The organism is Tumidithrix helvetica PCC 7403 (genome assembly GCF_965232925.1).
Taxonomy (GTDB): domain Bacteria; phylum Cyanobacteriota; class Cyanobacteriia; order Pseudanabaenales; family Pseudanabaenaceae; genus Tumidithrix; species Tumidithrix helvetica.
On the sequence record NZ_CBDDRA010000003.1, the window covers coordinates 21,090 to 45,205 of the forward strand.

The following is a 24,116-nucleotide window of genomic DNA, read 5'->3' on the forward strand; positions in this document are numbered from 1 at the left end:
GATGCAAACGATCGACTCAAAAGTTTATCCAGAAGTTTATCAAGGGCAGTTTGGTACATTTACAATTACTGATCGCGATCGCCAAGGGGTCATAATTTATCGCAGTGCTTTGATGGTTGCAGCAATCAGTTTTTGCATTGCTACTTTTGTGGCGTTATCCCAATTAGGCAGCGATCGAAGTTCAAATTTGAGTGCTTTAAATTTAGTGACTTGGCTGTATATCAGCTTCTCGATCGCCTTAGGTATTGCGCTTGCCACCATTCATATCTACCTTGCGATTTTGCATAGAGCTTTACAAATATTTTTAGCGATTGGAAGCGTAGCAGCGATCGCACTGGCATTCCAAAACCCCGAGCCTCTCGCTCTAGTCGTCTATCAACAACCAATTACGCTTTTAGGTATAGGCTTTACCTTTGTCGCTTTAACAGGCATCTTTTTTAAAGAAGCTTTTTGCTTTAATCGATTTGAGACAAAAATTCTAACTTTGTTAGTGCCATTGTTGCTTTTAGGTCATCTGGTCGGTGGGCTACCACAATCTGTAGAGTCGATTCTATTAGCCGCCTGGTCGGGATTATTTTTTGTCTTTGCCTTACGCAAAACGGTTCAACCCCTTCCAGATGATATTGGTGACAAATCAGTATTTGACTATCTAAAAACGCAAAATTCAACTGCCAACTAAATAAGCCAATTGCCCATCAACTGACCATGTATAGCGTTCTAACATCACAGCCCCATGATTGGACAAGCCAGATTGAAACGGTCAGACAGAGATTCGATCGCGAATTTAGGCAAGATGCTTTCGATCTCCCCCCCGAAGTCGAAGCAATGCCACTATTTCGAGAATGGATCGGTCACGCGCTTGCGGCTAAGATTACTTCTCCTTTTTGGGAATTAGCCCAGTTTAAAAAAAATCAACGATGTCTAGACATTGGCTGTGGTGTGAGCTTTTTGATCTACGGTTGGCGCGACTGGGAAACTTATTTTTATGGACAAGAAGTTAGCTTTGTAGCGCGAGATGCCCTAAATACGCGGGGATCGCAGCTAAATTCCAAGTTATTTAAAGGCGTACAAACGGGTGCAGCCCATCAGCTACAGTATGAAAATGCTACCTTCGATCGCGCGATCGCCACGGGATTTAGCTGTTACTATCCGCCCGAATATTGGAAACTGGTTTTGCGAGAGGTAAAACGCGTGCTAAAGCCAGACGGGATTTTGATATTTGACGCGATCGATCCAGACACTGAAATCGCCGAGAATTGGGCGATTTTAGAAATGTACCTCGGCGCAGAAGTATTCTTGTCCCCCTTGCAGCAATTTACAGAACTTGTCAAAGAGGTTGGAGGCAAAGTTACAGCAACAAAGACAGGCGCATTATTTCAAATGTATCAAGTCAGTTTTAATTTGTAGTCTCCTCTATGCTTTTAGCCCTAGTCGCTACATCCCTGAGTATCAGCTCAGTTGCTTTTGGAGAAAGTCAGGTTGAAAACAAGGCAGCTCAATGCAATAAGTTCACTAAAATTGCCAATAAAGGGCAGGCAATTTTGACGGGTAATAGTGCAACTAAAAGTCCCTCAGACATTAGTCGAATTGCCGATCGCTTGGAAATAAAAGATCGCGAACCATATGCAGCAAATTGGGTCCAAAAGAGAAGCGATCGATGTTGAATTTAAAAAATATCGTACTGATAGTTAGTTCCTTCAGCGCCAAAAACTGATTTGCTTCATAGAATACTTTGAGCTCCAAGAGTCTCTCTCAGAATTAAGAGCGAGGTAAGAACTTAATTAATCTTTAAAAATCGCTTTGCTTACGAACTGAAGTGACTCAATACATTGCAAATTCGGGACGATCTCAAAGTAGCGAACGATCGCCTGTTTGTACGAGCTTGATAAGTTCTATGTTCGAGGGAAGTACCTAGAGACTCTGAATTGGTTGTACTATGCTATTCTTTCATTGCCAAAGTTTGAGGTCTAACCATGCTTGCACTTAAAAAATTTGTATCTTTAGCCCTAGTCGCTACATCCCTAAGCACTCTCACCGTTGCTTGTGGCGAAAGTAAGGTCGCTCAGTGTAATAAGTTTTCGGAAATTGCCAATAAGGGACAGGCAATTTTTTCGGGTAAGAGTGCGCCTAAAAACCCCTCAGATCTTAGTCAAATTGCCGATCAGGTTGACAAGCTTAAGAGCGAGTTGGATGGAATTAAATTTGGCGATGAAAAGCTGCAATCCTTTCAAAAGCAGTATTCTGAACTGATGAGCAGTCTTGTGACGGATATGCGAGGACTCGTGAAAGCCGTAGAGTCAAAAAATGCAGCAGAACTGCAAAAGATCGCCAAAAATATGCAGGAAATCGGGCCAAAGGGCGTTGCGATTGACACTGATTTTAAAAAATATTGTACTAGCAACTAAATGTCCAAACTCCCTGAAATCATTGCTTTTGCCTATTATTTAAATACACAGTAGACAAGATGGACACCTAAAATATAAGGCGCCCGAACTACTTTCAGTTATTTATCATGGTAACTTCGTAAAGCTTAATCAGTTAGGCTATACTTTAAGTTACTATTGCTTTTACATTAATTATTTGATTGATGTAAAGAGGATGGCAGGCTTAATATCTTGCAAAAACAATCCCCAAGCAATTGTGAAGGGGGAGTATCTCTTTCTTATCCAAACAAAAATAATGCCTTTCAAAAATTCAAAGGTTTGATACTGAAGATGTCTTGAATTGGCACATTATTTTTTATTATCCAAACAACTTAACCTGCTAGATCATGAGAATTTTGCTTGTAGAAGATGATGCCATCCTTGCTGAGACATTGGCTGAGATTCTTACAGGTCATCACTGTATCGTCGATATTGCCGAAGACGGAGAAATGGGCTGGGAGAAATCTCAAAGTAACGAATACAATCTGATTTTGTTAGACGTTATGCTCCCTAAGCTCGATGGGATTGGTCTGTGTCGTCGCCTGCGATCGCACAATAATACCGTACCAATTTTATTGATTACGGCTTTAGACACCAGTTCTGATAAGGTAAAAGGTCTTGATGCGGGCGCTGATGACTATGTCGTTAAACCGATCGATCCACCAGAATTGATGGCACGTATTCGTGCTTTATCCCGTCGCGCCAGTATTGGTGAGGCGACAATTTTGCAGTGGGGTGACTTGCAAGTCGATCTTGGCGTCCATGAAGTTACCTATGAAGGGCAATCCTTACATTTAACGCCAAAAGAGTACAACATCTTAGAGTTACTGTTGCACAATGGTCGGCAAGTGGTCAGACGGATCACGATTGTCGAACATGTTTGGTCTTTGGAAGATCCACCTAGAGAAGATACGATCAATGCCACAATCAAGAGTCTGCGGAATAAACTCAAGTCTGTAGGTGCACCTCGCAATCTCATTGAAACAATTCATGGCGTGGGCTACCGACTCAAACAAGTCCCTTAAGTTTGGGCATAAATTTGAGTGGTGAAGCGACTCTCTAGGCGCAGATTTCTCTTAAGATGTGGAGCAACTGCGGCAGGAACTTGGTTTTTATCAAGCTGTACGGGCGATCTCAAATCAACCGAACAGTTTCAAAAACTAGCGGATGTCAATAGTACAGATATTCCTGAAACTAATCAAGCCAAACTTGGCTTGATTGCCTCCATAGAATCGGCTCCCTTGATTGTTGCTAAACATCGATACTTTTTCGCGAAGTATGGCATGAGTAAGGTAGACCTGCTCGACCAGTCTTCTTACAAAAGGTTGTGCGAAAACATTGAGATGGGTGGGGCGAAAGACGGCTTAGATGGGGGGCAATTTTTGAGTCCCCTACCCGAACTGTTGAATGAAGGTGCGATCGCCAAATTCAACCCTAAAACACCAATGTATGTGCTCTCGCGACTGAATGCCCAGGGCACAGGTGTTGTACTGAGTCAAAAACTTCAGAAATTTGGCATTACGGTGGATGGCTCGTTTTTACAGCCGATCCTCTATGTCACCAAAGCTTTGGGTAAATCGTTTAAATGTGCTGTTGTTTCAAGGCAAAGCAGTCACGAACTATGGCTACGCTATTGGTTAGCGGCATCAGGTATTCACCCCGATCGGCATATGGAAATGGTCGTGCTGCCACTGAGCGAAATGCGATCGCAACTCAACTCAGACAAAATCGATCTAGTTTGTATTAGCGATCCTTGGGAGACTGAAATTGTCAATAGCAAACAAGGGTTTACGGCTACTACCACAGGAGAAATTTGGGAAAATCATCCTGGGTCTGTTTTTGCCATGCGTGCCGAATGGGTCGATCGATACCCTAAAGCCACTCAAGCTTTACTCAAAGCAATCATGGAGGCGCAAATGTGGTGCGATCGACCAGAAAACTATGAGGAAATGTGCCATTTGATTGCTTCACATATTTATCCCAAGTTTAAAATCCCTCCCTTTAAAGAGATTGCTTCTAGACAGGTTAATCTCAAAAGTTTTGTAGAAAAGGTCAAAGGCAAGTTTGATTATGGAGATGGTCGTACAGGTCGCAATTCAAATTTGGCGATAAAATTTTGGTCAAATGAGGGGATTTCTGTCTCCTATCCATTTAAAAGTCACGATCTTTGGTTTCTGACTGAAAACATTCGTTGGGGAATGCTCCCACCTACGCTTGAGGTGAAGGAAATTGTGAATGCGGTTAATCGCGAAGATCTCTGGCGCGAAGCAGCAAAGTCTTTGGGTGTCCCAGACACGGTAATTCCAGCAACTACCTCACGCGGGATTGAAACTTTTTTTGATGGGGTGCAATTCGATCCAGAGCATCCTGATGATTATCTGCACAGTCTTAAGATTAAGAATGTCTAGCACTTCGGGCTGAGCGCGTACAGCGCTGTCCTAAGCTAGTCAAAGGGAGCCTGTCGAAGTACCGAAATCCAAATCTCATACCAATTTCACTTGAAATTGCGACAGATCGGGTTTTGTGTTACGCACGGAGTGCGGTCTTTTCAAAAAGATGCGTTGTCACTTTTTGAAAATGGTATCACAAGCAATTTAGGATTGCTAGCTTGAGGAAATGGCATAGGATTTGGAATATGCGCCTTGAGTTGAGTGCATCAGATTGTTAAACAAGTTGATATAGTGTAGGGACTGCATTTTTGACCGAGTCTATCCTCTCTACAAATCTATCGCTAGTCTCTATGATTACCTGTCCTAGATGTGGCTTTGAAAATCCTGCTAGTAACAAGTTTTGTCAAAACTGCGGTGTCAATCTAGCGATCGCCATCGATCCCCTGCCACCTGCAACAGAGACAGAGGCAGAGATATCCATAGCATCTGCAATCGCACCACCCCAATCCCCTAAATTTGATTTAACTGCTAATGCAACCACCTTAGATGTGGTAGATGAGCTCATTCTCGAAGCGATCGCCTTAGAGTCAGCTTCTGCAATGGATGCCGAAAAAGATTTGGCTGAGGCTGAAAATCATCAAACCGCTCGAACTGCCGAACCTCTAATAGAATTCTCACTGGAATCTACACCAAAAGCAATCGCACCAGAAGTTACTCGTGAGACACCATCCGATTTGGTGGTAGATCGGTCAAACGCTCGGGAGATCCTTCCAGCACAGGAGGAATTATCACCATCGAATAACAGTCAATCAGCAACTTTAATTACCCCACTTGGACAGCCTTCTACCCCCGCAACCATGCGTCTTAAATCGCTCAAGTACGCAGGTATGACTGATGTGGGTAAACTGAGAGATCATAATGAAGACGACTTTATGATTTGTCATCAGGTTATGACTTCAGCAGGCAAAGATCGAGAAATCAACCAAAATTGTCGATCGCTGTTTGTTCTCTGTGATGGTATGGGTGGTCATGATAGTGGAGAGGTGGCAAGTGCAATGGCGATCGCCAGTATTACCAATCAGTTTCAACCCTTTTGGTCAGATAAACTACCTGGTGAGCAAAAGTTAAGAGATATTATTCTTGTTACCAATCAAGAAATTTACGATCGCAACGAGCAAGAATTACGTAGCGAACTGGGAAGAATGGGAACAACGCTGGCAATCTTGGCACTTCATAATACAGAAGTAGCGATCGCTCATGTGGGGGACAGTCGAATTTACAAGATTACCCATAGTTTTATAGAAAAAGATGACCCGAAATCAGCATCAGAAGCAAAACTAGAACAAATCACCCGCGATCATGAAGTGGCAAATCGTTTGATCGATCAAGGGGTTGATGCTGAGGTCGCGATCGCAAGGTTTGATGCCCACCAGTTGACACAGGCAATTGGGCCCAATGCTAATCTCCACCTTAGTCCTTCGATTCAATTTTTCTCGGTTTGCGAACCAACGTTGTTTTTACTTTGTTCGGATGGGCTATGTGATAACGATGTGGTGGAGCAAAACTGGCAAACCCATTTGCTTCCCTTGCTTTCTCCCGATGCCGATCTCCAGGAAGGGGTAAAAGAATTAATTACTTTAGGTAACGACCTTAACGGTCACGATAACATCACTGCTATTCTTATTAACTGCCAGGTTGAACCCATAAGCCCATGATTTCTCTGAACCTGTGGCGATCGCAAAATCAACCCGAAATTATTCATACATGGACGTTCCATCATAATCCTGTAATCAAGATCGGTCGGGCTCTTGACAATCATGTCGTAATTTCTCATCCTGCGGTATCTCGCTATCATTTGGAACTGCGGTGCAATGCCAAGGGATGGAACCTGACCAATTTGAGTGTTAATAATACATTCATGCGAGGACAGCCCGTTCACTACATCACCCTGCCTAGCGAAGCACTGATTCAGCTATCGACGGTGGGACCAAATCTTCTGATCAAGGTGCTGCCTGACTGCACGCATATGGGAAATGTGCCTGAAAGTATGTTTTGTCGTTACTGTGGTGCTCCCTTAAAGGCAATCAAGACAATCCAAGATTACCAAGTAATTCGCATCTTGGGACAGGGTGGCATGGGAACGACCTATCAAGTTTGGCAGGGCGGTCAAGTCCAAGTGCTCAAAGAAATGAATGCAGATATGGCAGAAAACCCTAAAGCAAAGGAGTTATTTGAGCGTGAAGCCCGAGCTATCCGCCTTCTCAAACATTCTGGAATTCCTAGATTTGACAAGTACTTTGTCCACGATCGCCATCCCTATCTGGTAATGGAAATGATCTACGGACAGGACCTAGAGAAATGGGTAAGAGAGAAAGGTGTCGTTCCAATTAAGCAGGCGATCGCTTGGATGGTGCAGCTATGCGAAATTCTCAACTACCTCCATACCCAAGCTCCCCCTATAATTCATCGCGATGTTAAACCCGCAAACCTACTGATTCGGCATACAGATCGGGCGTTGATCTTGATTGACTTTGGTGCAGTCAAAGAAATAGGTACGCCGTCGAGTACGCGTATTGGTGCGCCTAGTTACTGCCCAATCGAACAGGCAAAAGGCCATGCGGTGATTCAATCCGATCTCTATGCGATCGCACCAACCTTAATCTACTTACTCACAGGTGACGATCCCGCTGCTTATTTGGAAGATCGAGGCATAGGAATGCGCTTTTATTGCGATCGCATCGCTCAAATTCCTGCTGTGCTGACAAAGATCGTTGTGAAGCTAAGTGCACCTGCACCCAGCGATCGCTACCAAACTGCGATAGAAGTTGCTGAGGCATTGCAGTCTATCCTCAATTGATCCGATTACCTCGGTCTACCCAACGTTGTGATATAGAGAACTGCCTCATCACTGGGAATACCTAATACTTCATTGACTTGATTATCGAAAAAGCCACCAATGCCACTGACGCCAAGACCGAGATGAATTGCCGCTAAGTTAAGGCGCTGCCCTAAATGGCCGGCATCCATATGTAAATAGCGATAGACGCGATCGCCATACTTCTTCACAGCTTGCTTTAAATCTGCGGTATGAAATAAAACTGCTCCAGCAGTTCGCCCTAAATCTTGCCCTAAGCAAAGATAGTGCAGTTCGCGGCGAAAATTTTTAAAGCGGATTTGACGCAATTCCTGTGAATTGGGCGCGTAATAGTAGCAACCCTCTTCTAGACCAGTCACAGAGGAAACTGCGATAAATGTCTCAATTAAGCTGAGATCGAAATAGGTAGAATTGTTTTCTAATGGATCGTACAGCCCCTGATCGGCATAGTGTTGGGGCTGATAGGTAAAATCCAAGACTGCCTTTAGCTCTGCTAGTTCTAAAGCGGTTCCACTATATTCTCTCGTCGAACGTCGCCGTAAGATCGTGCTTTCTAAATCTTCCAACTCATCCCCCCAGTGAATTGGTTCTGTCTCCATTCCTACCTTCGTACAAAAGGGGAAATTATACTTATCGGTTCTGGAACTGGCTTCAGTGACTCGGTCGTGCTTGCGATCGCTTTCTATCTGAGCATCTCGATCGCCGACTGTTAACCACTGACTTTTAACACTCGAACTTTTACCACTGGAACTTTGGCCGCCAACAATCTGTGTAGCCTGATGGAAATAGCCCAAAAGCTCACCATCGGGGATGTAAGGATAATCTGTTTTTGTGTTTGATGGGAGAGCAGTCAGAGCCGATCCAAGCAATGGAACTGTATCCTCATCATTTTGGGTCTTATCCGCAGGGGCATTCTCCTCATCCTTTTCAGGAGGGATAGACTGCCTTGGTTTTGCGCCCCTTGCTTCTTGACCTCGGGCACTTAATTCTTCATCTTGTAAATCGACTAGTGGAATCACTGCGATCGCACCTTCCTGTGTCGTGTCTAGGTATAGCAATCGGTTCAAGGCTTCATCTTCAAAGCCTCCCATAAAATAGGCGCGAAAATCGTTAAGCGCCGAAGCTAGTTTAATATTTCCAAGCAAATGCCCCGTATCTAAGAAAATACGCCGATAGGCACGATCTTGGTAGCGCCAAGCCGATCGAAAAAATACAGCGGTTGTGGCGATCGCAATACGCGTTTGTGACAAAGCTGGGTGACTAAAACAAGCCTCCTGTAATGACTGCCAAACATGGCGATCGCTCCAAAACTGAATCAAGATGTGGGTACGCGGCTGATAGTTATATAATCCCGCAGGCAGTAACGCTGTCCCCCCAGAAATAATATAGATCTCCGCTGGATATAGCCCTCCCGCCGATGGAGCCGATCTTAAATAGAGTGGATCTCCCATCATGGTTGGAACTCTTGCGGTCAAACCATAGCTACAAAGCAGTAACCGTGAGAGTCTTTGCCATCGACTGACGAGCAAACCATCCATGTCGGACTGAATGGGCTCTGTTAAAAAAACTTTGAGGTCGTAGACCGTGCCAAATTTATATTCTTTATAGGGTGAAGGCTGCGTGCTCCAATCTAAACCCTGACTTTTCGCTGAGATCGTTTCTGGATCGTATTTGGTGCGTTCGTGATAATGCTCAGCGATCGACATTGGTTGTTCTGACATGGGATTTTAGGTGCTGCAAACGCGCGAATAAAAATGCGCTAAATAATGCACAGATTGAGAATGTTAAGATTATATGCCTTGAGCGATCTGGATATCAGAAATCATTAATCTCTGTAGCAACCTATGGCAACTTGGACATGTATTCAACACTGTGGCGCTTGTTGTCATCTCGATCCGCAAGATCGCCCCGACCTAGAGGACTATCTTACCAATACCGAACTCGATCTATACCTAAGTATGGTCGGTGAAGATGGCTGGTGTATAAACTTTGACCATACCACTCGCCAATGTGAGATTTACGAAATCAGACCAAGGTTTTGCCGTGTGGAGGCTCCTATTTTTCAAGACATGTTTGGCATCGAGCCAGATGAACTCAATGATTTTGCAATTCAGTGCTGCCGCGAACAGATTGAAGCCGTACATGGCGATCGCTCGCTCGAACAAATCCGATTTGAACAGGCGATCGGTTTTTAAGACAACTAAATATTAAGAAACGTAATACATTTAAATAGATACAGCATGATATGCTAGTCAAAAATGTAGCAAAAAGTACAGAATCCTAGTATCTAAACTAGACGAAGAGACTAAAAGGGGGAAGCCAACATGGATGCCACGATTGATTTATGCCAATACACTTCTGAAATTTGTAATGCCTATCCCAGCCTTACAGAATGTCGTGTTGACCTATGGTTGGTAAATTTAGCAGGTTTGGCTTATTGCCACCAACCCGCCATTGGTTATGCCCCAACTAACCAGCCTGAAAATGAGGCTCAACTCAATACTGCGCCCATAAGCTACGCTTACCCAGCCAGATTAGCCGCGATCGCTAAAAGAGCAGAGAGACAAATGTCAAAACAAATGTCCCTCACCGAGCTAGAACCAGATCGAGAAACTGCCTGGTCTAATCGCTTTATGCCTAAAGAGTTTTGATTCGGTGATATCCTCTCACGCTGACTTTGGTATGAGTGCAGTTTAAGTTTCCTAAGAATCACTGGGATCTAAATTATTCCCACAGAGCGATCTCTCCCCTTCCTTCACTTTCGTGATCTGATACAAAGTCCATGAACTCCAAGACTTCCTAAAATAGCACTTTGGAGAGTCCAAACCCCTTCAGCAAAGAGGTTGATTCGATGAATATTCTGTTGGGTTTCAGCAATAAACAAAGTTGTCATATCAGGTGAACTTTTGGAAATCTTTGCAAATTTAATATATGCCTGTTGCAAAGCATCCCAATCAATCAGAGCGTTGTAACCAAATACAATAACTCCTATGAAACCGATAAAAGCGATTGAAGAGAGAGCTATGAGTCTCAGCATAAATTAATCTGACATCAATATGGGAATCCGCCGTAAATTGTAGTACCATTTTAAAAAAGTAATGCGATGCATTGTATTTGAAAGACCTTGCTACGCGCGGTCTTCAAACCTCGATTTGCTGCAAATTCAGGTGAAATTGGTATAAGGATTAAAATCAAAGGCTAAAATTTTCTAGGGCGATCGCAATATGCGTCCAAGTTGTACCTCCTTGCAAAAATACCGTATAGGGCGGACGTAAAGGCCCATCAGCGGATAGTTCGGAAGTACTGCCATCGACAAAAGTTCCACCTGCCATCACCAGTTCGCTAACATAGCCCGGCATATTGCCAGGTACGGGGTCTACATAGGAGTCAATCGGTGAAAAGCGTTGCACGTTGCGACAGAACTTCACTAACTTTTCGGGGTCTCCCAACTGAATGGATTGAATCACGTCGCGTCGCGGCGCAAATGGCAAAGGATTGACTGGATAGCCAAGGCGATCGAACACATAGGCAGCGAGATGATTCCCTTTCATCGCTTCTCCTACCATCTGCGGTGCGAGGAATAACCCCTGAAATAGCAGGCGATGCTGATCGAAGGTAGCGCCCCCCGAAGTTCCAATCCCCGGTGCTGTCAGGCGATTTGCCGCAGCATTGACATATTCGGCTTTCCCAGCCACGTAGCCCCCTGCCGTAACGATCGTACCACCAGGGTTTTTAATCAGAGAACCTGCGATTAAATCTGCTCCCACGGCTGTTGGTTCCAAGGTTTCCACAAACTCGCCATAGCAGTTGTCAACAAAACAGACTGTATTGGGATTTTGCTGTTTAACTATTTGAATAATCTTGGCAATATCCGCGATTGCTAAACTCTGTCGCCAGTCATAACCACAGGAACGCTGAATCAAAACCATGCGGGTTTCTGGTTTGACCGCAGTTGCCAGAGCTTCCCAATCAACTTCACCTGAGGCAGTCAGATCGACTTTACGATAGCGAACACCGAAATCCTTGAGAGAACCATTTAAGGCATTATTTGGAATATCTTCTCCATGTTTAGAATCCTCGCTTGTTTCAACACCGATCACCTCCTCTAGCGTATCGTAGGGAGCGCCCACCACGGACAATAGTTCATCCCCAGGACGTAAAATTCCAAATAAGCAGCAAGCGATCGCATGGGTTCCAGAAACGTACTGAACGCGCACAGTAGCAGCTTCTGCGCCCATGACTTGAGCGTAAACGAGATCGAGAACTTCTCTACCCATATCGTTATGTCCGTATCCTGAGACACTGGCAAAATGATGCGCTCCCACGCGATGGTTGCGAAATGCTTGCAAGACACGATCTAGGTTATGTTTTACCTGTCGGTCAATTGCGGTGAATGTTGGGGCGAGGTCGGCGATCGCCTGTTCGATTAATGCTGCCATTTTTTCATTCTTGGCGGAACCGCTGATGGCATCATTCATCTTCGTAATCATCCTCGTAATCTTCTGTATAAATATCTTGCTTTTGTCTAAGCCTGCCTGTAGATTTACTCACCTTAATCGATGGGGAGCGATCGGCAAGAGAAGGAATCCGACCTTCTAAATATTTGATCAGCTTGAGCGTAAATAAGGTAAAGACAGCGCCAATTAAACCGATCGCATACAAACCCGAACCCACTGCCACGCCCAAAGCCGCAGACACCCAAATCGCAGCGGCTGATGTTAATCCATGCACCTTTACAGTGCTGCGTTTAGTCTCGCGATTGTTCATGGATTGGTGCAAAATTTCACCCGCCCCCAAAAAACCGATACCAGCAGTGACTCCTTGAATCACTCGACTGAGCGCATCGGGATTGGGATGTCCGCCAAATCCTCCTACATGGAGTGGAACCATTACAAATAGGGTCGAACCAAAACTAACTAGCATGTGCGTGCGTAGCCCTGCTGGTTTATGGGCAAGTTGCCTTTCCCAACCAATCAGCCCCCCAACAAATAGGGACAAACTGAGTTTGCAAATTACGATCAACCAATCATCCATCAAGAATGCATAGCCCCAAGTCATCAATATTTCTAGCTTGAACAGTTTATCCTGAAAGCATTACCAATCGCTTAACAATAATGGCACAGGCAGTTCAGCTTTACATCTCCCATTTTATAATCAGTTTTTATCTGGTAATTCCAATTGGAATTGGAATTGCAACAGATGGGGATTTGAGTTCCGCGCTCCACAAGATCTTTCAACAAAGCGGCGATGCTGCTTTGTTGAAAATGGGATAAAATGCTTAAACTTACAATTTCTAACGATTATGGTTTTTGCTAACTCCATATCCCCAGAAACCATTCTCGAAAATGGTGACAAGCTCAATCGAGAGGAATTTGAGCGCCGATATGCAGCATCAAACATCAAAAAAGCAGAACTAATCGAAGGAATTGTATACGTGGCATCTCCCCTGCGCTTCATCCCTCACGGCAAACCTCACAGTAACATCGTTACTTGGCTGGGGACATACCAAGCCGCGATCGCTGGGCTAGAAGTTGGGATCGAACCGACGGTAAGGCTCGATCGCGACAACGAACCTCAACCCGATGCCGTACTATTCCGTTTAGGTGGCAATGCCCAAATCGATTCCGATGGTTACATTACTGGCGCACCAGAGCTAATTGCCGAAATTGCAGCAAGTACGGTTTCCTACGATCTCCACAGTAAAAAACGCATCTACGAACGCAATGGCGTCAAGGAATACATTGTCTGGCGCACCTTAGATCGACAAATCGATTGGTTTATTTTAGAAAACAGTACCTATAGAAACCTAGAACCCGATACAGCAGGAATTATCCGCAGTCGAGAATTTCAGGGTTTGTGGCTAAATGTCAATGCACTTCTAAACAACGATATGGCAGAAACTCTTAAAACATTACAGACTGGCATGGCAAGTTAATCAATCCCAAATGGCCTATATCAACTTGGGATATAAGCTCGCGATCGCTTAGCGCACCACTTGAATGGTCTCTAAACTAGGATCGCTACAACCATTTATGATTCCGCCTGCCTGCTTTACCCGTTGCAAATATGCCACCACATCAACAGTAATCTCTTCACCTGGACAGAGAATGGGAATTCCGGGCGGATAGGGACAGACTAGCTCCGTACTAATTCGCCCGATCGCTGCCGCAAACAACAAGCGATCGCGTTGCGCAAAAAATGCGTTCCTCGGCGTAATTCTCACAATCGGATCGAGTATCAGAGGATCTTTCAATGGAACTTTTCCCGCTGTGGAATGGTTCGCGATCGCAGAAGGAATGCTCTCGGAGATTTTTTTCAAGGCTGACATCAATCGCTCAATATCCGAGGCTCGGTTGCCTAAACTGAGAATGAATACTAGCTGTGTCAAAGTTGGCATTTCGGGCATTACCCCCAAAGATGAATGCAACATCGTATCGACATCAAAGCCCGTTAAGCCAAGGCGAGGATCGACCATCACCGTGAGGCGCGTGGGGTCTAGCGTGCGCACTTGCGACCGATCGAAGGTTGAGAATCCTTGAACTTGAGAAATTTGCGATCGCGCTTGGTTGGCTAAAGCGATCGTTCGGTCTAACAATTCACAGCCATGCAAAGCCATTTGTCGCCGCGCCACATCTAAAGAGGTGAGCAACATCAGATTCGGACTAGTAGACTGCACCAACTGCAATGCTTGACTGACGCGATCGGACGCGATCGCATTCCCCTGTAGGTGTAACATCGATGCCTGCGTCAGCCCTGAGGTGACTTTATGGGTAGACTGCACCACCAGATCGGCTCCAGCCTGCAACGCCGCGATCGGCAGATCGGGATGAAAGCTCAAATGTGCGCCGTGAGCGGCATCCACCAGCAAAGGTACGTGATGGGCATGGGCAATCGCCGCAATTTTCTCGATATCTCCACAGATACCATAGTAATTGGGACTGACAATCAGGACGGCTTTGGCATCGGCATGGGCGAGTAAGGCTTTTTGGACTGTATGCGGCGAAACCCCGCAGTCCAGATCGAATTTGGCGTTATATTCTGTTTCCAGATAAATCGGTACGGCTCCCGATAGGATGAGGGCAGCGATCGCCGCTTTATGACAGTTGCGCCCTAAGAGAATCTTGTCCCCTGGTTGGCACGCAGCTAACACCATCGACTCAATGCCACAGGTCGAGCCATTCACTAGAAACCAAGTGCGATCGGCCCCATAGGCTGCGGCAGCAAGGTCTTCGGCGGCAGCGACCGCGCGATCGAGTCCCGGTAGCTCAGGCAAATCCAAACGAAATAAATTTTCACCTAGCAAAGCCGCAAACTCAGGGTCAATCCCTTGTCCCCTCTTATGACCGGGCATGTAAAACGGCGCGTGGTCAACCTTGAGATAGGCTTTGACAGCATCAAATAGCGGTGCAGTGTCTTGATTTAGCACTAGAATCTTAAGCAGTGAAAAACATCTGGCTGTGAAAACTGATACTCTTTTTTACACATTATTTAAAGCCTATCCAGCTTTCTTTTTTGAGTTAATTGGGCAAGATCCCCAGCAATTTGAAGGATATCAGTTTCTGTCGGTCGAGCTTAAGCAAACCGCCTTTCGCATCGATGGTTTATTTTTGCCGCCAAGTAATAGGGCTCAGCAAACTGTTTACTTTCTAGAGATCCAATTTCAGCTAGATCAAGAGTTTTATGGACGCTTCTTTGCCGAAATCTTTCTCTATTTACGCCAACAACAGCCCGCACCCGCATGGCAAGCCGTCGTCATTTTTGCTAAACGTAGCCTTGCCCCCAAACAAACTGTCGCCTACGATGTCTTACTGAATAGTCCTCAAGTACATCAGATCTATCTCGATGAATTAACCCAAACATCTTTAGGTACAGGTGTAATTCAGTTAGTCGTTTTACCAGAAGCTGTCGTTGAAATGCAAGCAAAACAGCTCGTCGAGCAAGCAAGGCGAGAAATCGAAAACAGTGATAGACAGCAAGATTTGATAGAGTTGATAGAGACGATTTTAGTGTACAAATTTCCCGAAAAAAGTCGTCAGGAGATCGAAGATATGCTGGACTTACGAGAATTAAGTGAATTGAGGCAAACCAGAGTCTATCGAGAAGCTTTAGAGGAAGGAAAACTTGAAGGAAAGCTTGAAGGAAAACTTGAAGGAAAACTTGAAGGAAAACTTGAGAGCATTCCAAAATTAATTGAACTAGGGTTAAGCGTAGAGCAGATTGCAGAGGCTTTAGGACTCTCTATCGAGGTGGTACGGCTGATGGCAGAAAAGAGATCGCCTAAAAAAAGCAGCCCCAAAGCCCAAACCTCAAAATACAAATCAGTCAAAACCAAGAAGAATTCAAATAGTTAGTTTCACCCTATGACAAATATCGCTGTAATTGATTACGATATGGGCAACCTGCACTCTGCTTGCAAAGGCTTAGAGCTGGCAGGAGCCACGCCAATAATTACCAACGATCCAGAAAAACTGGCGATCGCTGATGGCATTGTTTTGCCAGGGGTAGGGGCTTTCGACCCTGCGATGGTCAAAATAAGGCATCACAATCTAGAAGCCCCGATTAAAGCCGCGATCGCATCGGGCAAGCCTTTTTTAGGCATTTGTCTGGGGATGCAAATCCTATTTGATGGTAGCGAGGAAGGCAAAGAATCAGGTCTGGGAATTCTAGCGGGGATGGTGAAGCGGTTTAGTCCAGAGCCAAATATCACAATTCCGCACATGGGCTGGAATCAGCTAGAGCTAACGCAGCCCGTTTGCCCGCTTTGGCAAGACTTGAGTGCAAACCCTTGGATGTATTTTGTACACTCTTACTATGCTGTACCAACCGATGCAGCCGCGATCGCGGCGACAACAACACACGGACACCAAGTAGCTACGGCAGCGATCGCGCAAAAAAATCTAATGGCAGTCCAATTTCACCCCGAAAAATCTTCTACGGATGGGATCAAAATTTTAAAAAATTTCGTCACCTTGGTGATGTCTAACACTGCAACCCGATCTAAGGTCACCGCCTAAAAGTCATAATGTAAATGTAGCGATCGGCGATCGGTTGTTTCAAACAGCTAATTGCCAACGGTTGATTTTAGATTGCTATAGTAGTGCTTGTTAGATAGTCATAACGTTTCTAGATAGTAGGATCAATCAAATGTTCATAAAAGTACTGCACAAATTAGCTGCTTCTAGTTGTCTAGTGGCTAGCATCAGCTTGGTCGGATCGGTACTACCCCAGACCAGCTTTGCTCAAACCAACGCAGGCTTTATTCTATGGGGTAATACCAAAGATAATGCGCTCGACTATTGCCTCGATCAAGGTAGTGCCGATCGCTACGATCGCTATTACCTAGAAGTAAAGTCACAAAAGTTTAAGGTATCTGAAGTAATCCTTACCTATCCAGAACATTACACAGGTGTATTTGACCAATCTGGCATTGAACTTCGCCTATCTAGTGATTGCCGCAGTGGTAAGAGTATTCCGTTAGAGTCGGCAACATGGGATAAAGAAAACCGCCGAATTGTTGTGGTTCCCAAAGAAGCAGTTCCTGCTAACACACCCATGCGGCTTGTACTGTCAAACGTACGAAATCCCTATTTTGGCGGTATGTTTCAATTAGATGCGCGGGTCATGAGAGCAGATGTCCCCGTTCCCGTTTATGTCGGTTCTTGGATTATCGGGATCGATTAATTTAAAGGCATCCATGAATATCCTAATCAGTAATGACGATGGCATTTATTCACCAGGCGTCAGGGCACTCGCTGATGCGCTCAGTGAAGGAGTCAATGGGGGAGAGCATACAGTTACCGTGGTCTGTCCAGATCGGGAACGCTCTGCAACAGGTCACGCGCTCACCTTGCAAGAACCGCTTAGAGTCGATGCGATCTCCAATGTTTATCATCCATCCGTAACGGCATGGGCTTGCTCTGGCACGCCCTCTGACTCCGTAAAGTTAGCACTCGATGCCATCTTACCCTCCCCCCCTGATTTAGTGCTTTCTGGGATCAATCGCGGTTCCAATTTAGGGACGGATGTGCTCTATTCAGGTACAGTCTCAGCAGCGATGGAGGGGGTATTGGAGGGGATACCAAGTATCGCTTTTAGCCTTGCCAGCTTTGCTTCCACTGACTTTAGTGCCGCTGCCAATTTTGCCAAACAAATGGTGGCAGCGATCGCAGCTCACCCCATTAAAGATCCGATTTTATTAAATGTGAATATTCCATCAATTCCTGCGGGAGATATTTGCGGTGTCGTGGTGACGAAACTTGGAATTCGGCGCTATCGCGATATCTTTGAAAAACGTATCGACCCTAGGGGCAAGATCTACTACTGGTTATCCGGAGAAGCGATCGAAGAAGAAGCCGCACCCAATAGCGATATTCAAGCCATTCGCAACAACTACATCACGATTACACCACTCCAATACGATCTGACAGGTTATAGCAGTTTAGAACTGCTCGATGGCTGGGTAAAAAATGCTTTGGGTAACCTGTCGTGAAAGTACGGAAGATCGTTGTTTCGATTTTCATTGTTTTTGTTGTCGCGATCGCAATTGTGTTCTTTAACCTCAGTGCGATCGTAAAAAACAATCTCGAGCAAAACGTGAGTCAAGCGCTAGGAGTTAGCGCCCATATTGAGAATTTAAACCTGCAGTTATTCAGCGGTCATGTTGATATCAAGGGTTTAGATGTTTCCAATCCCTTGGGTTTTTCAACCCCACATTTTTTCAAGATCGGTCAATTTGAATTTCAAGTCAAGCCAAATACCATCCTAAATGAAACCGTTGAGGTCGAGACATTTAAACTTAAGGAAGTCAATGTCAATATTGAGCAGCAAGTCAATAAAAATAACATTCTTGAAGTTTTAGACCATATCGAAAAGCAGAAAGGGAAGGAAGACAAAAACCAGAAAAAGCTGAGATTAAAACTAGCTTCCGTGGATAATATCGCTTTGAAATTAACCCTCTCTCAATTTGGTGTAGTCCTCAGCACGTTAAATCTAAGCGTGCCGAATATAGAATTAAAAAATATTGGTACGGATGATGTCCAAGGAGTTCTGTTGAGCGAACTTACAAGGCAATTGGTATCAGCAATTGTCAAGGAAGTTTCGATCCAAAACAAGCAAAATATTCCTGATAGCATCTTGCAAATGTTTAAAAGCAAAAAGATGGGTTCAACAACCCTCTCTCCTACCCCTCACTTTGCTCCCATAATAGCTCCCCAAATATAGGATAATTTTTACTCATTCGATTGGATAGATGGAAATGTCAGAAGATCTAAACACAGATAGCGATCGCTCCGCACCACAGGCCCTAGGCTTTTGTCAACCCGCCGAGTGGGAACTTCATGCCGCCTGTTGGTTGGCATTTCCTAGCGATCGCGCCCTGTGGCTAGAAGATCTAGAGGCAGCCCAAACCGAGTTTATTGCCCTTGCCCGTGCGATCGCCCAATCAGAGCCGATAGAGGTTCTCGTTCCTAACTTGGAAATTGAAACGATCGCCAAAGCCGCGCTGAAAGATATCCCCGTGCAATTTCATCTCATTCCCTTTGGCGATATTTGGATGCGCGACATCTCTCCTATCTTTACAACCAAGCACCAAGAAGATCGCCAAGAGAATATCACTGCCGCACTCACCTTTCAGTGGAATGGTTGGGGACATAAGTATATGTTGGAAGGGGACGATCTAGTAGCAGAGCGCATTGCTAAGTCTTTGCAAATTCCAACCTTCAAATTCCCTTGGGTGCTCGAAGGCGGCGCGGTAGAAGTAGACGGACAAGGAACCTGTCTGACCACCAAGCAATGTCTGCTCAACCCTAATCGCAACCCTGAAATGAGCCAAGCTGAGATTGAGTCAGGGCTAAAACAAGCCCTCGGTGTCAGTAAAATTCTGTGGATAGAATCTGGTTTGCTGAACGATCACACGGACGGACATATCGACACGATCGCGCGGTTCATTGCTCCCAGTGTGGTCATGTGTATGCAGGCAGCATCCACAGAAGATCCCAATTATCAAGTACTAGAGGATATTGCCGAACAACTATCTAGTTTTACCGACGCTCGCGATCGCCCGTTAACCGTAGTCCGCATTCCTTCTCCCGGCTTGGTGCTCGATCCAGAGGGTGCGATTATGCCTGCCAGCTATTTAAATTTCTACATTGCCAATGGGGGAGTCATCGTACCAACCTATGATTCACCCACCGATCGCCAAGCTATCGAAGCGATCGCGGCTCACTTTCCCAATCGAACTACTGTAGGGCTGAGTGCTAAAACCATTCTCTTAGGCGGTGGTGCTTTTCACTGCATTACCTGCCATCAACCCGCATAGTCCATTCAGGCATTCCCAAAAAGACCTTGCTTCGGCAAGGTCTTTTTAAAGAATGACTAGTATTATTTTCCGAATTAGGAATATTCAGGAATATTCTAATTGGTTTCAAAATTTAAATTTTGAGCCAGTGCGATCGCCTGCATTACTGAAACCTCGCCACTTGCTACCAACTTGATAATTGGGAAAAAACGATCTGCAATTGCCAGATTGCGCTCGACATTGCAGCCGAGCAGTTCTTCTGGAATTACCGTGTTGCCTAATTCGACACTGATCTTAAATCGAACCTCACCCGAATCTAAGTCCATTTCAAAGTTACCTACAGGCATTCCATAGTTCGCTCTGGTCAAGAATTCTGATACTGGCAATCGAGCCCCTTCAGGGATATTTTCTTGATAAATTGAATAAAAGCCAATTTCAGTTTCAAGGTCGTTGCCTAGGGCAAAGCAGTCCCACTCACCGCTTAAGCCCTTGTACGAAAGCTTGATAATCCCATATTCTTCTAGCAATCCATAATCCCAATCTTCCGACTCAAAAAAATCTATGAGTTGAGTAAAAAGTTCGTTGGTCTCAAGTTCAATATCTTCGGACTCATCCTGCTCGGATGCCCAATGAGTGCGATAGACAATTTCAAAGTTTGAGTCCTCTTCTTCAAGCTCAGATGGAAGTGGAACAGATTGCTTGGCATAAAGCAAATACCAATTTTCTGTTTCTAATAATGGAGATGCAGATACATCTAGTTCTAGTAAATATTTTGCAGCCTCTTCAACTGTATTTGCATGCGCCAACAATTCATCGAGACATTCATCATCCAAGATGACCTCTAATTCTACTGAGCGATCGCGATGAAATTCTTCACCAAAATCAGCCGCTCTTAGCTCAGACTCATGGTTAAACATTTCACTTAGACTTCCCTGTTGATAGGTTTCAAAGTCTACCTCAAAAGTCATTTGACAACTCATCACATCTCCATCTTCTTCGTCCCAAGACAAATCGACGTTGTGCAGTTCCAAAGAATTTCCATCGCGATCGCGCAACAAAAAAGGCTGGGAGATTGCAGAATGATTAGTTTTCATGTTTATCGATGAATTGACAACTTAATGAATTTACATTAATGAGAAGAGAATAATTCTAGAGGTTTGCTTCCAATGATGGGCTGCTAATCCATGCAGATTGAAGCTCAGTGGATGCTTTCACCACTCACTATATGGCTAGTCATTGAATACTAACAAGAATAGTCCGTGATGGCGGCATCCTAGAACACATCGATTCCATCGCCACAAAGTATCTCAAAACATGGATTGATTACCTAACTAGGCGTAAGTCCAGCCTTTAATTGATTTTTCGCCTCATTGAGAGCCTGAGGTAGTTTATCTGGATCTTTGCCACCCGCTTGGGCGAGGTTGGGACGACCACCTCCACCACCACCGCAGATTTGTGCGATCGCGCCGATAAATTTCCCTGCCTGCAATCCTTTAGCATTCACGGCTTTACTAAAAGCTGCCACCAGACTGACTTTACCTGCCTCTGGAACCGAGCCAAGCACGACTGCCCCATTGCCTAGCTTGGATAGCAAGCGATCGGCAGCGGTTTTGAGCGACTCGCCATCCACACCATCTAGTTGCGCCACAATTAGTTTAAATTCGCCAATGGATTCCGCTTCAGCCAATAAACTCTCAGCTTTGGTGAGCGCGAGTTGCTGTTGCAAGGCTTCTATTTGCTTTTGGGCGGTTTTTAGCTCATTTTGCAAACTAGTAATCCGATCGGGAATCTCTTCAGGCTTAATTTTAAAGCGATCGCTTAAATCCTTCGTCACAGCATCTCGCACGGCGAGGTAGTCACCCACAGCTTGACCTGCCACCGCCTCAATCCGACGAATTCCAGAAGCGACACCAGACTCGGACATGATTTTGAACAGACCAATTTCGCTGGTGTTCTTCACATGGGTACCACCGCATAATTCCATCGACACATTGGGAATGTCAAGTACTCGTACTTCCGCGCCGTACTTTTCGCCAAACATGGCGATCGCGCCTTTAGCTTTCGCCTCAGCGATCGGTAACACTTCCGTAACCGAATCATGGGCTTCGGCAATCCACCGGTTAATCTGAGCCTCGACTTGGGCGAGTTCTTCTGAGGTAACGGAACGGGAGAGATTGAAGTCAAACCGCAAGCGATCTGCAGCAACCAGCGAACCTGCTTGGGAAACATTCGGATCGACGATCTGTTTCAACGCTGACTGTAAGAGGTGTGTAGCCGTATGGTGAGCTTGAATGCGACGGCGTTCGGAAACAGTGACTTGGGCTTTCACCTCATCCCCTACATTAACTTCGCCTACTTCAATCTTACCTATGTGAATGAATAGATTCGATTCCTTTTGAGCATCGTCAATTCTCACAATCGATTCAATACTGGTCAGGAACCCACTATCGCCCACTTGTCCGCCAGACTCGGCATAAAATGGCGTGCGATCGAGTAGGATTTGTACCTTGTCGCCCGTTTTGGCAGATTTTACGCTGACCCCATTCACCAAGATCGCCTTGACGGTAGCTTTACTCTCAAGCTGTGTATAACCGAGAAACTCCGTCTTGCCAACTTCCGTTGCCAGTTCTGACCAGTTGACTTTTGTCAATAGATCGATCTCTTCGTGAGCTTCTTTAGAACGTTCTTGTTGTTCCAGCATGGCAGCATTAAAGCCATCGACATCAACGGTCAAGCCTTGCTCTTCGGCAATTTCTTGGGTGAGTTCCAAAGGAAACCCATAGGTGTCATAGAGCGTGAAAGCGTCGCTGCCTTTGATGCGCTTACTCGCCTGATTTTCAGGGTTCGCTAGGATTTCATCGAGCAAACGCTCGCCCCTTTCCAAGGTTTGTAAGAAGCGATTTTCTTCTTTCTGAAGTTCTGCTTTAATGATTTTCTCTCGCTCTCTCACATTAGGATAAGCAATTTCTGACAGTGCGATCGCGGTTTCAGCAACATCAGAGGTAAATTCCCCCACAATACCAATCAAGCGACCGTGACGCACGACTCGGCGTAACAGGCGACGCAAGATATAGCCGCGACCTACATTGGAAGCATTAATGCCATCGGCAATCATATGCACCACAGAGCGAACGTGATCGCCAATCACCTTGAGCGAAGTTTTGGTTTTCTCATCGCTTTGATGATAGTCAATCCCAGCCAGATCTGCGGCTTTTTTGACGATCGGAAAGATTAAATCGGTCTCGTAGTTATTGGGAACGCCCTGCAATACCTGCGCCATGCGTTCCAATCCCAGACCCGTATCGATGTTTTGCTTCTTAAGTGGTGTGAGATCTCCATTAGCATCGCGATTCAATTCCATGAACACGAGATTGTAAATCTCTAGGAAGCGCGAATCATCCTCCAGATCGATTTTTTCGTCACCTCGTTCGGGATGGAAATCATAGTAGATTTCCGAGCAAGGTCCACAGGGTCCCGTTGCGCCAGATGCCCAAAAGTTGTCATCCCCCATGCGTTGTATGCGATGGGCGGGAATGCCAATCCGATCTCGCCAGATCGCAAAGGCATCTTCGTCGCTGTGATAAACGCTGACCACCAATCGCTCTGGCGGCAACTTAAATTCTTTAGTAACGAGTTCCCAACCCCAAGCGATCGCTTCTTTTTTAAAATAATCACCAAAGCTAAAATTACCGAGCATCTCAAAGAAAGTGTGATGTCTCGCCGTACGCCCGACATTCTCAATGTCATTGGTGCGAATACATTTCTGCGAAGTTGTCGCTCTTAGCACTTCTGGCTCTTGCTGACCGAGGAAGATTGGTTTAAACGGCAGCATTCCCGCGATCGTTAGCAGTACGGTGGGATCTTCAGGTACTAACGAGGCGCTAGGCAAAACTTTATGCGATCGCTCCTCAAAAAACTTCAAGAAACGCGATCGGATTTCAGCACCAGTAAGAGCAGGAAAGCTAGACATGATTAAATTTAGAAAGCAACGTGGGGTTACGGTTGTAAAAGTTACAAATTTCTTAATTATGCAACTGTTTACAAAACTATTGACAAAAAATACTTAGCGTCAGCTTTAGAGCAGCTCACGCAGACAAAAACACCATTATCGTCAGGGATAGGGGCGAAGCATT

25 protein-coding genes are annotated in these 24,116 nt (G+C 45.2%); 18 read left to right on the plus strand and 7 right to left on the minus strand.

Features of this window, described 5'->3' with window-relative positions:
• Position 1: 1 nt before the first annotated feature.
• The 8 genes from ACP2WE_RS03675 to ACP2WE_RS03710 all read left to right on the plus strand — a co-directional run bounded on the left by ACP2WE_RS03675 (position 2) and on the right by ACP2WE_RS03710 (position 7,670).
• Positions 2–679 carry a DUF2301 domain-containing membrane protein gene (locus tag ACP2WE_RS03675; protein WP_425214246.1) on the plus strand — a complete coding sequence of 226 codons (678 nt, stop codon included), beginning with the start codon at positions 2–4 and terminating at the stop codon, positions 677–679.
• A 26-nt stretch (positions 680–705) separates the two neighbouring features.
• On the plus strand, positions 706–1,407 hold the full coding sequence (locus tag ACP2WE_RS03680) for a class I SAM-dependent methyltransferase (RefSeq protein ID WP_425214247.1): 702 nt from the start codon (positions 706–708) through the stop codon (positions 1,405–1,407).
• Between the two features lie 8 nt (positions 1,408–1,415).
• Positions 1,416–1,664, plus strand: coding sequence for a hypothetical protein (locus tag ACP2WE_RS03685; protein ID WP_425214248.1), 249 nt, complete (start codon positions 1,416–1,418; stop codon positions 1,662–1,664).
• Between the two features lie 309 nt (positions 1,665–1,973).
• Positions 1,974–2,405, plus strand: a complete 432-nt coding sequence (locus ACP2WE_RS03690) for a hypothetical protein (protein ID WP_425214249.1) — start codon at positions 1,974–1,976, stop codon at positions 2,403–2,405.
• A 365-nt stretch (positions 2,406–2,770) separates the two neighbouring features.
• Positions 2,771–3,448, plus strand: a complete 678-nt coding sequence (locus ACP2WE_RS03695) for a response regulator transcription factor (RefSeq protein WP_425214250.1) — start codon at positions 2,771–2,773, stop codon at positions 3,446–3,448.
• A 21-nt stretch (positions 3,449–3,469) separates the two neighbouring features.
• The gene (locus ACP2WE_RS03700; protein WP_425214251.1) at positions 3,470–4,831 is read left to right on the plus strand and encodes a CmpA/NrtA family ABC transporter substrate-binding protein; all 1,362 of its coding nucleotides are present in this window, start codon (positions 3,470–3,472) and stop codon (positions 4,829–4,831) included.
• A gap of 332 nt (positions 4,832–5,163) precedes the next feature.
• Positions 5,164–6,528, plus strand: a complete 1,365-nt coding sequence (locus tag ACP2WE_RS03705) for a serine/threonine phosphatase (protein WP_425214252.1) — start codon at positions 5,164–5,166, stop codon at positions 6,526–6,528.
• Entirely contained in the window at positions 6,525–7,670 is a 1,146-nt protein-coding gene (locus ACP2WE_RS03710; protein WP_425214253.1) for a protein kinase domain-containing protein, read from the plus strand. Before ACP2WE_RS03705 ends, ACP2WE_RS03710 begins: the two co-directional genes overlap by 4 nt.
• A gap of 5 nt (positions 7,671–7,675) precedes the next feature.
• Here the strand turns inward: ACP2WE_RS03710 and ACP2WE_RS03715 are convergent, their stop codons facing one another.
• Positions 7,676–9,409 carry a SagB/ThcOx family dehydrogenase gene (locus ACP2WE_RS03715; protein ID WP_425214254.1) on the minus strand — a complete coding sequence of 578 codons (1,734 nt, stop codon included), beginning with the start codon at positions 9,407–9,409 and terminating at the stop codon, positions 7,676–7,678.
• A gap of 123 nt (positions 9,410–9,532) precedes the next feature.
• Between ACP2WE_RS03715 and ACP2WE_RS03720 the strand changes: the two genes are divergently transcribed.
• Complete coding sequence (locus ACP2WE_RS03720; protein ID WP_425214255.1) at positions 9,533–9,883, plus strand: YkgJ family cysteine cluster protein; 351 nt, start codon at positions 9,533–9,535, stop codon at positions 9,881–9,883.
• Between the two features lie 129 nt (positions 9,884–10,012).
• On the plus strand, positions 10,013–10,339 hold the full coding sequence (locus ACP2WE_RS03725) for a hypothetical protein (RefSeq protein ID WP_425214256.1): 327 nt from the start codon (positions 10,013–10,015) through the stop codon (positions 10,337–10,339).
• A gap of 104 nt (positions 10,340–10,443) precedes the next feature.
• On the opposite strand, the gene ACP2WE_RS03730 is transcribed toward ACP2WE_RS03725, so the two are convergent.
• From ACP2WE_RS03730 to ACP2WE_RS03740, 3 genes are all read right to left on the minus strand, one after another.
• Positions 10,444–10,725, minus strand: a complete 282-nt coding sequence (locus ACP2WE_RS03730; RefSeq protein WP_425214257.1) for a hypothetical protein — start codon at positions 10,723–10,725, stop codon at positions 10,444–10,446.
• A gap of 154 nt (positions 10,726–10,879) precedes the next feature.
• Entirely contained in the window at positions 10,880–12,127 is a 1,248-nt protein-coding gene (locus ACP2WE_RS03735) for a methionine gamma-lyase family protein (RefSeq protein ID WP_425214464.1), read from the minus strand.
• Between the two features lie 31 nt (positions 12,128–12,158).
• Positions 12,159–12,746: an MgtC/SapB family protein gene (locus ACP2WE_RS03740; RefSeq protein ID WP_425214258.1), complete on the minus strand. Its 588-nt coding sequence runs from the start codon at positions 12,744–12,746 to the stop codon at positions 12,159–12,161.
• 56 nt (positions 12,747–12,802) lie between these two features.
• On the opposite strand from ACP2WE_RS03740, the gene ACP2WE_RS03745 reads away from it, so the two are divergent.
• Complete coding sequence (locus ACP2WE_RS03745) at positions 12,803–12,961, plus strand: hypothetical protein (protein ID WP_425214259.1); 159 nt, start codon at positions 12,803–12,805, stop codon at positions 12,959–12,961.
• A gap of 29 nt (positions 12,962–12,990) precedes the next feature.
• On the plus strand, positions 12,991–13,623 hold the full coding sequence (locus ACP2WE_RS03750) for a Uma2 family endonuclease (RefSeq protein ID WP_425214260.1): 633 nt from the start codon (positions 12,991–12,993) through the stop codon (positions 13,621–13,623).
• A 48-nt stretch (positions 13,624–13,671) separates the two neighbouring features.
• Here ACP2WE_RS03750 and ACP2WE_RS03755 read toward each other — a convergent pair whose 3' ends face one another.
• On the minus strand, positions 13,672–15,114 hold the full coding sequence (locus tag ACP2WE_RS03755) for an aminotransferase class I/II-fold pyridoxal phosphate-dependent enzyme (RefSeq protein WP_425214261.1): 1,443 nt from the start codon (positions 15,112–15,114) through the stop codon (positions 13,672–13,674).
• Between the two features lie 31 nt (positions 15,115–15,145).
• Here ACP2WE_RS03755 and ACP2WE_RS03760 point away from each other — a divergent pair, with 31 nt between their 5' ends.
• From ACP2WE_RS03760 to ACP2WE_RS03785, 6 genes are all read left to right on the plus strand, one after another.
• Positions 15,146–16,039 carry an Rpn family recombination-promoting nuclease/putative transposase gene (locus tag ACP2WE_RS03760; RefSeq protein ID WP_425214262.1) on the plus strand — a complete coding sequence of 298 codons (894 nt, stop codon included), beginning with the start codon at positions 15,146–15,148 and terminating at the stop codon, positions 16,037–16,039.
• Between the two features lie 9 nt (positions 16,040–16,048).
• Positions 16,049–16,702 carry an imidazole glycerol phosphate synthase subunit HisH gene (gene hisH, locus ACP2WE_RS03765; RefSeq protein WP_425214263.1) on the plus strand — a complete coding sequence of 218 codons (654 nt, stop codon included), beginning with the start codon at positions 16,049–16,051 and terminating at the stop codon, positions 16,700–16,702.
• A gap of 130 nt (positions 16,703–16,832) precedes the next feature.
• Positions 16,833–17,369 carry a DUF2808 domain-containing protein gene (locus tag ACP2WE_RS03770; protein ID WP_425214264.1) on the plus strand — a complete coding sequence of 179 codons (537 nt, stop codon included), beginning with the start codon at positions 16,833–16,835 and terminating at the stop codon, positions 17,367–17,369.
• Between the two features lie 13 nt (positions 17,370–17,382).
• Complete coding sequence (surE, locus tag ACP2WE_RS03775; protein WP_425214265.1) at positions 17,383–18,177, plus strand: 5'/3'-nucleotidase SurE; 795 nt, start codon at positions 17,383–17,385, stop codon at positions 18,175–18,177.
• Positions 18,174–18,908 (plus strand): DUF748 domain-containing protein, encoded by a 735-nt coding sequence (locus ACP2WE_RS03780; RefSeq protein WP_425214266.1) that lies wholly within the window; start codon positions 18,174–18,176, stop codon positions 18,906–18,908. Before surE ends, ACP2WE_RS03780 begins: the two co-directional genes overlap by 4 nt.
• Before the next feature lie 34 nt (positions 18,909–18,942).
• Positions 18,943–20,004, plus strand: a complete 1,062-nt coding sequence (locus ACP2WE_RS03785) for an agmatine deiminase family protein (protein ID WP_425214267.1) — start codon at positions 18,943–18,945, stop codon at positions 20,002–20,004.
• 95 nt (positions 20,005–20,099) lie between these two features.
• On the opposite strand, the gene ACP2WE_RS03790 is transcribed toward ACP2WE_RS03785, so the two are convergent.
• Positions 20,100–21,077, minus strand: coding sequence for a type III secretion system chaperone family protein (locus ACP2WE_RS03790; protein WP_425214268.1), 978 nt, complete (start codon positions 21,075–21,077; stop codon positions 20,100–20,102).
• 233 nt (positions 21,078–21,310) lie between these two features.
• Positions 21,311–23,953, minus strand: a complete 2,643-nt coding sequence (gene alaS / locus ACP2WE_RS03795; RefSeq protein WP_425214269.1) for an alanine--tRNA ligase — start codon at positions 23,951–23,953, stop codon at positions 21,311–21,313.
• Positions 23,954–24,116: the final 163 nt, after the last annotated feature.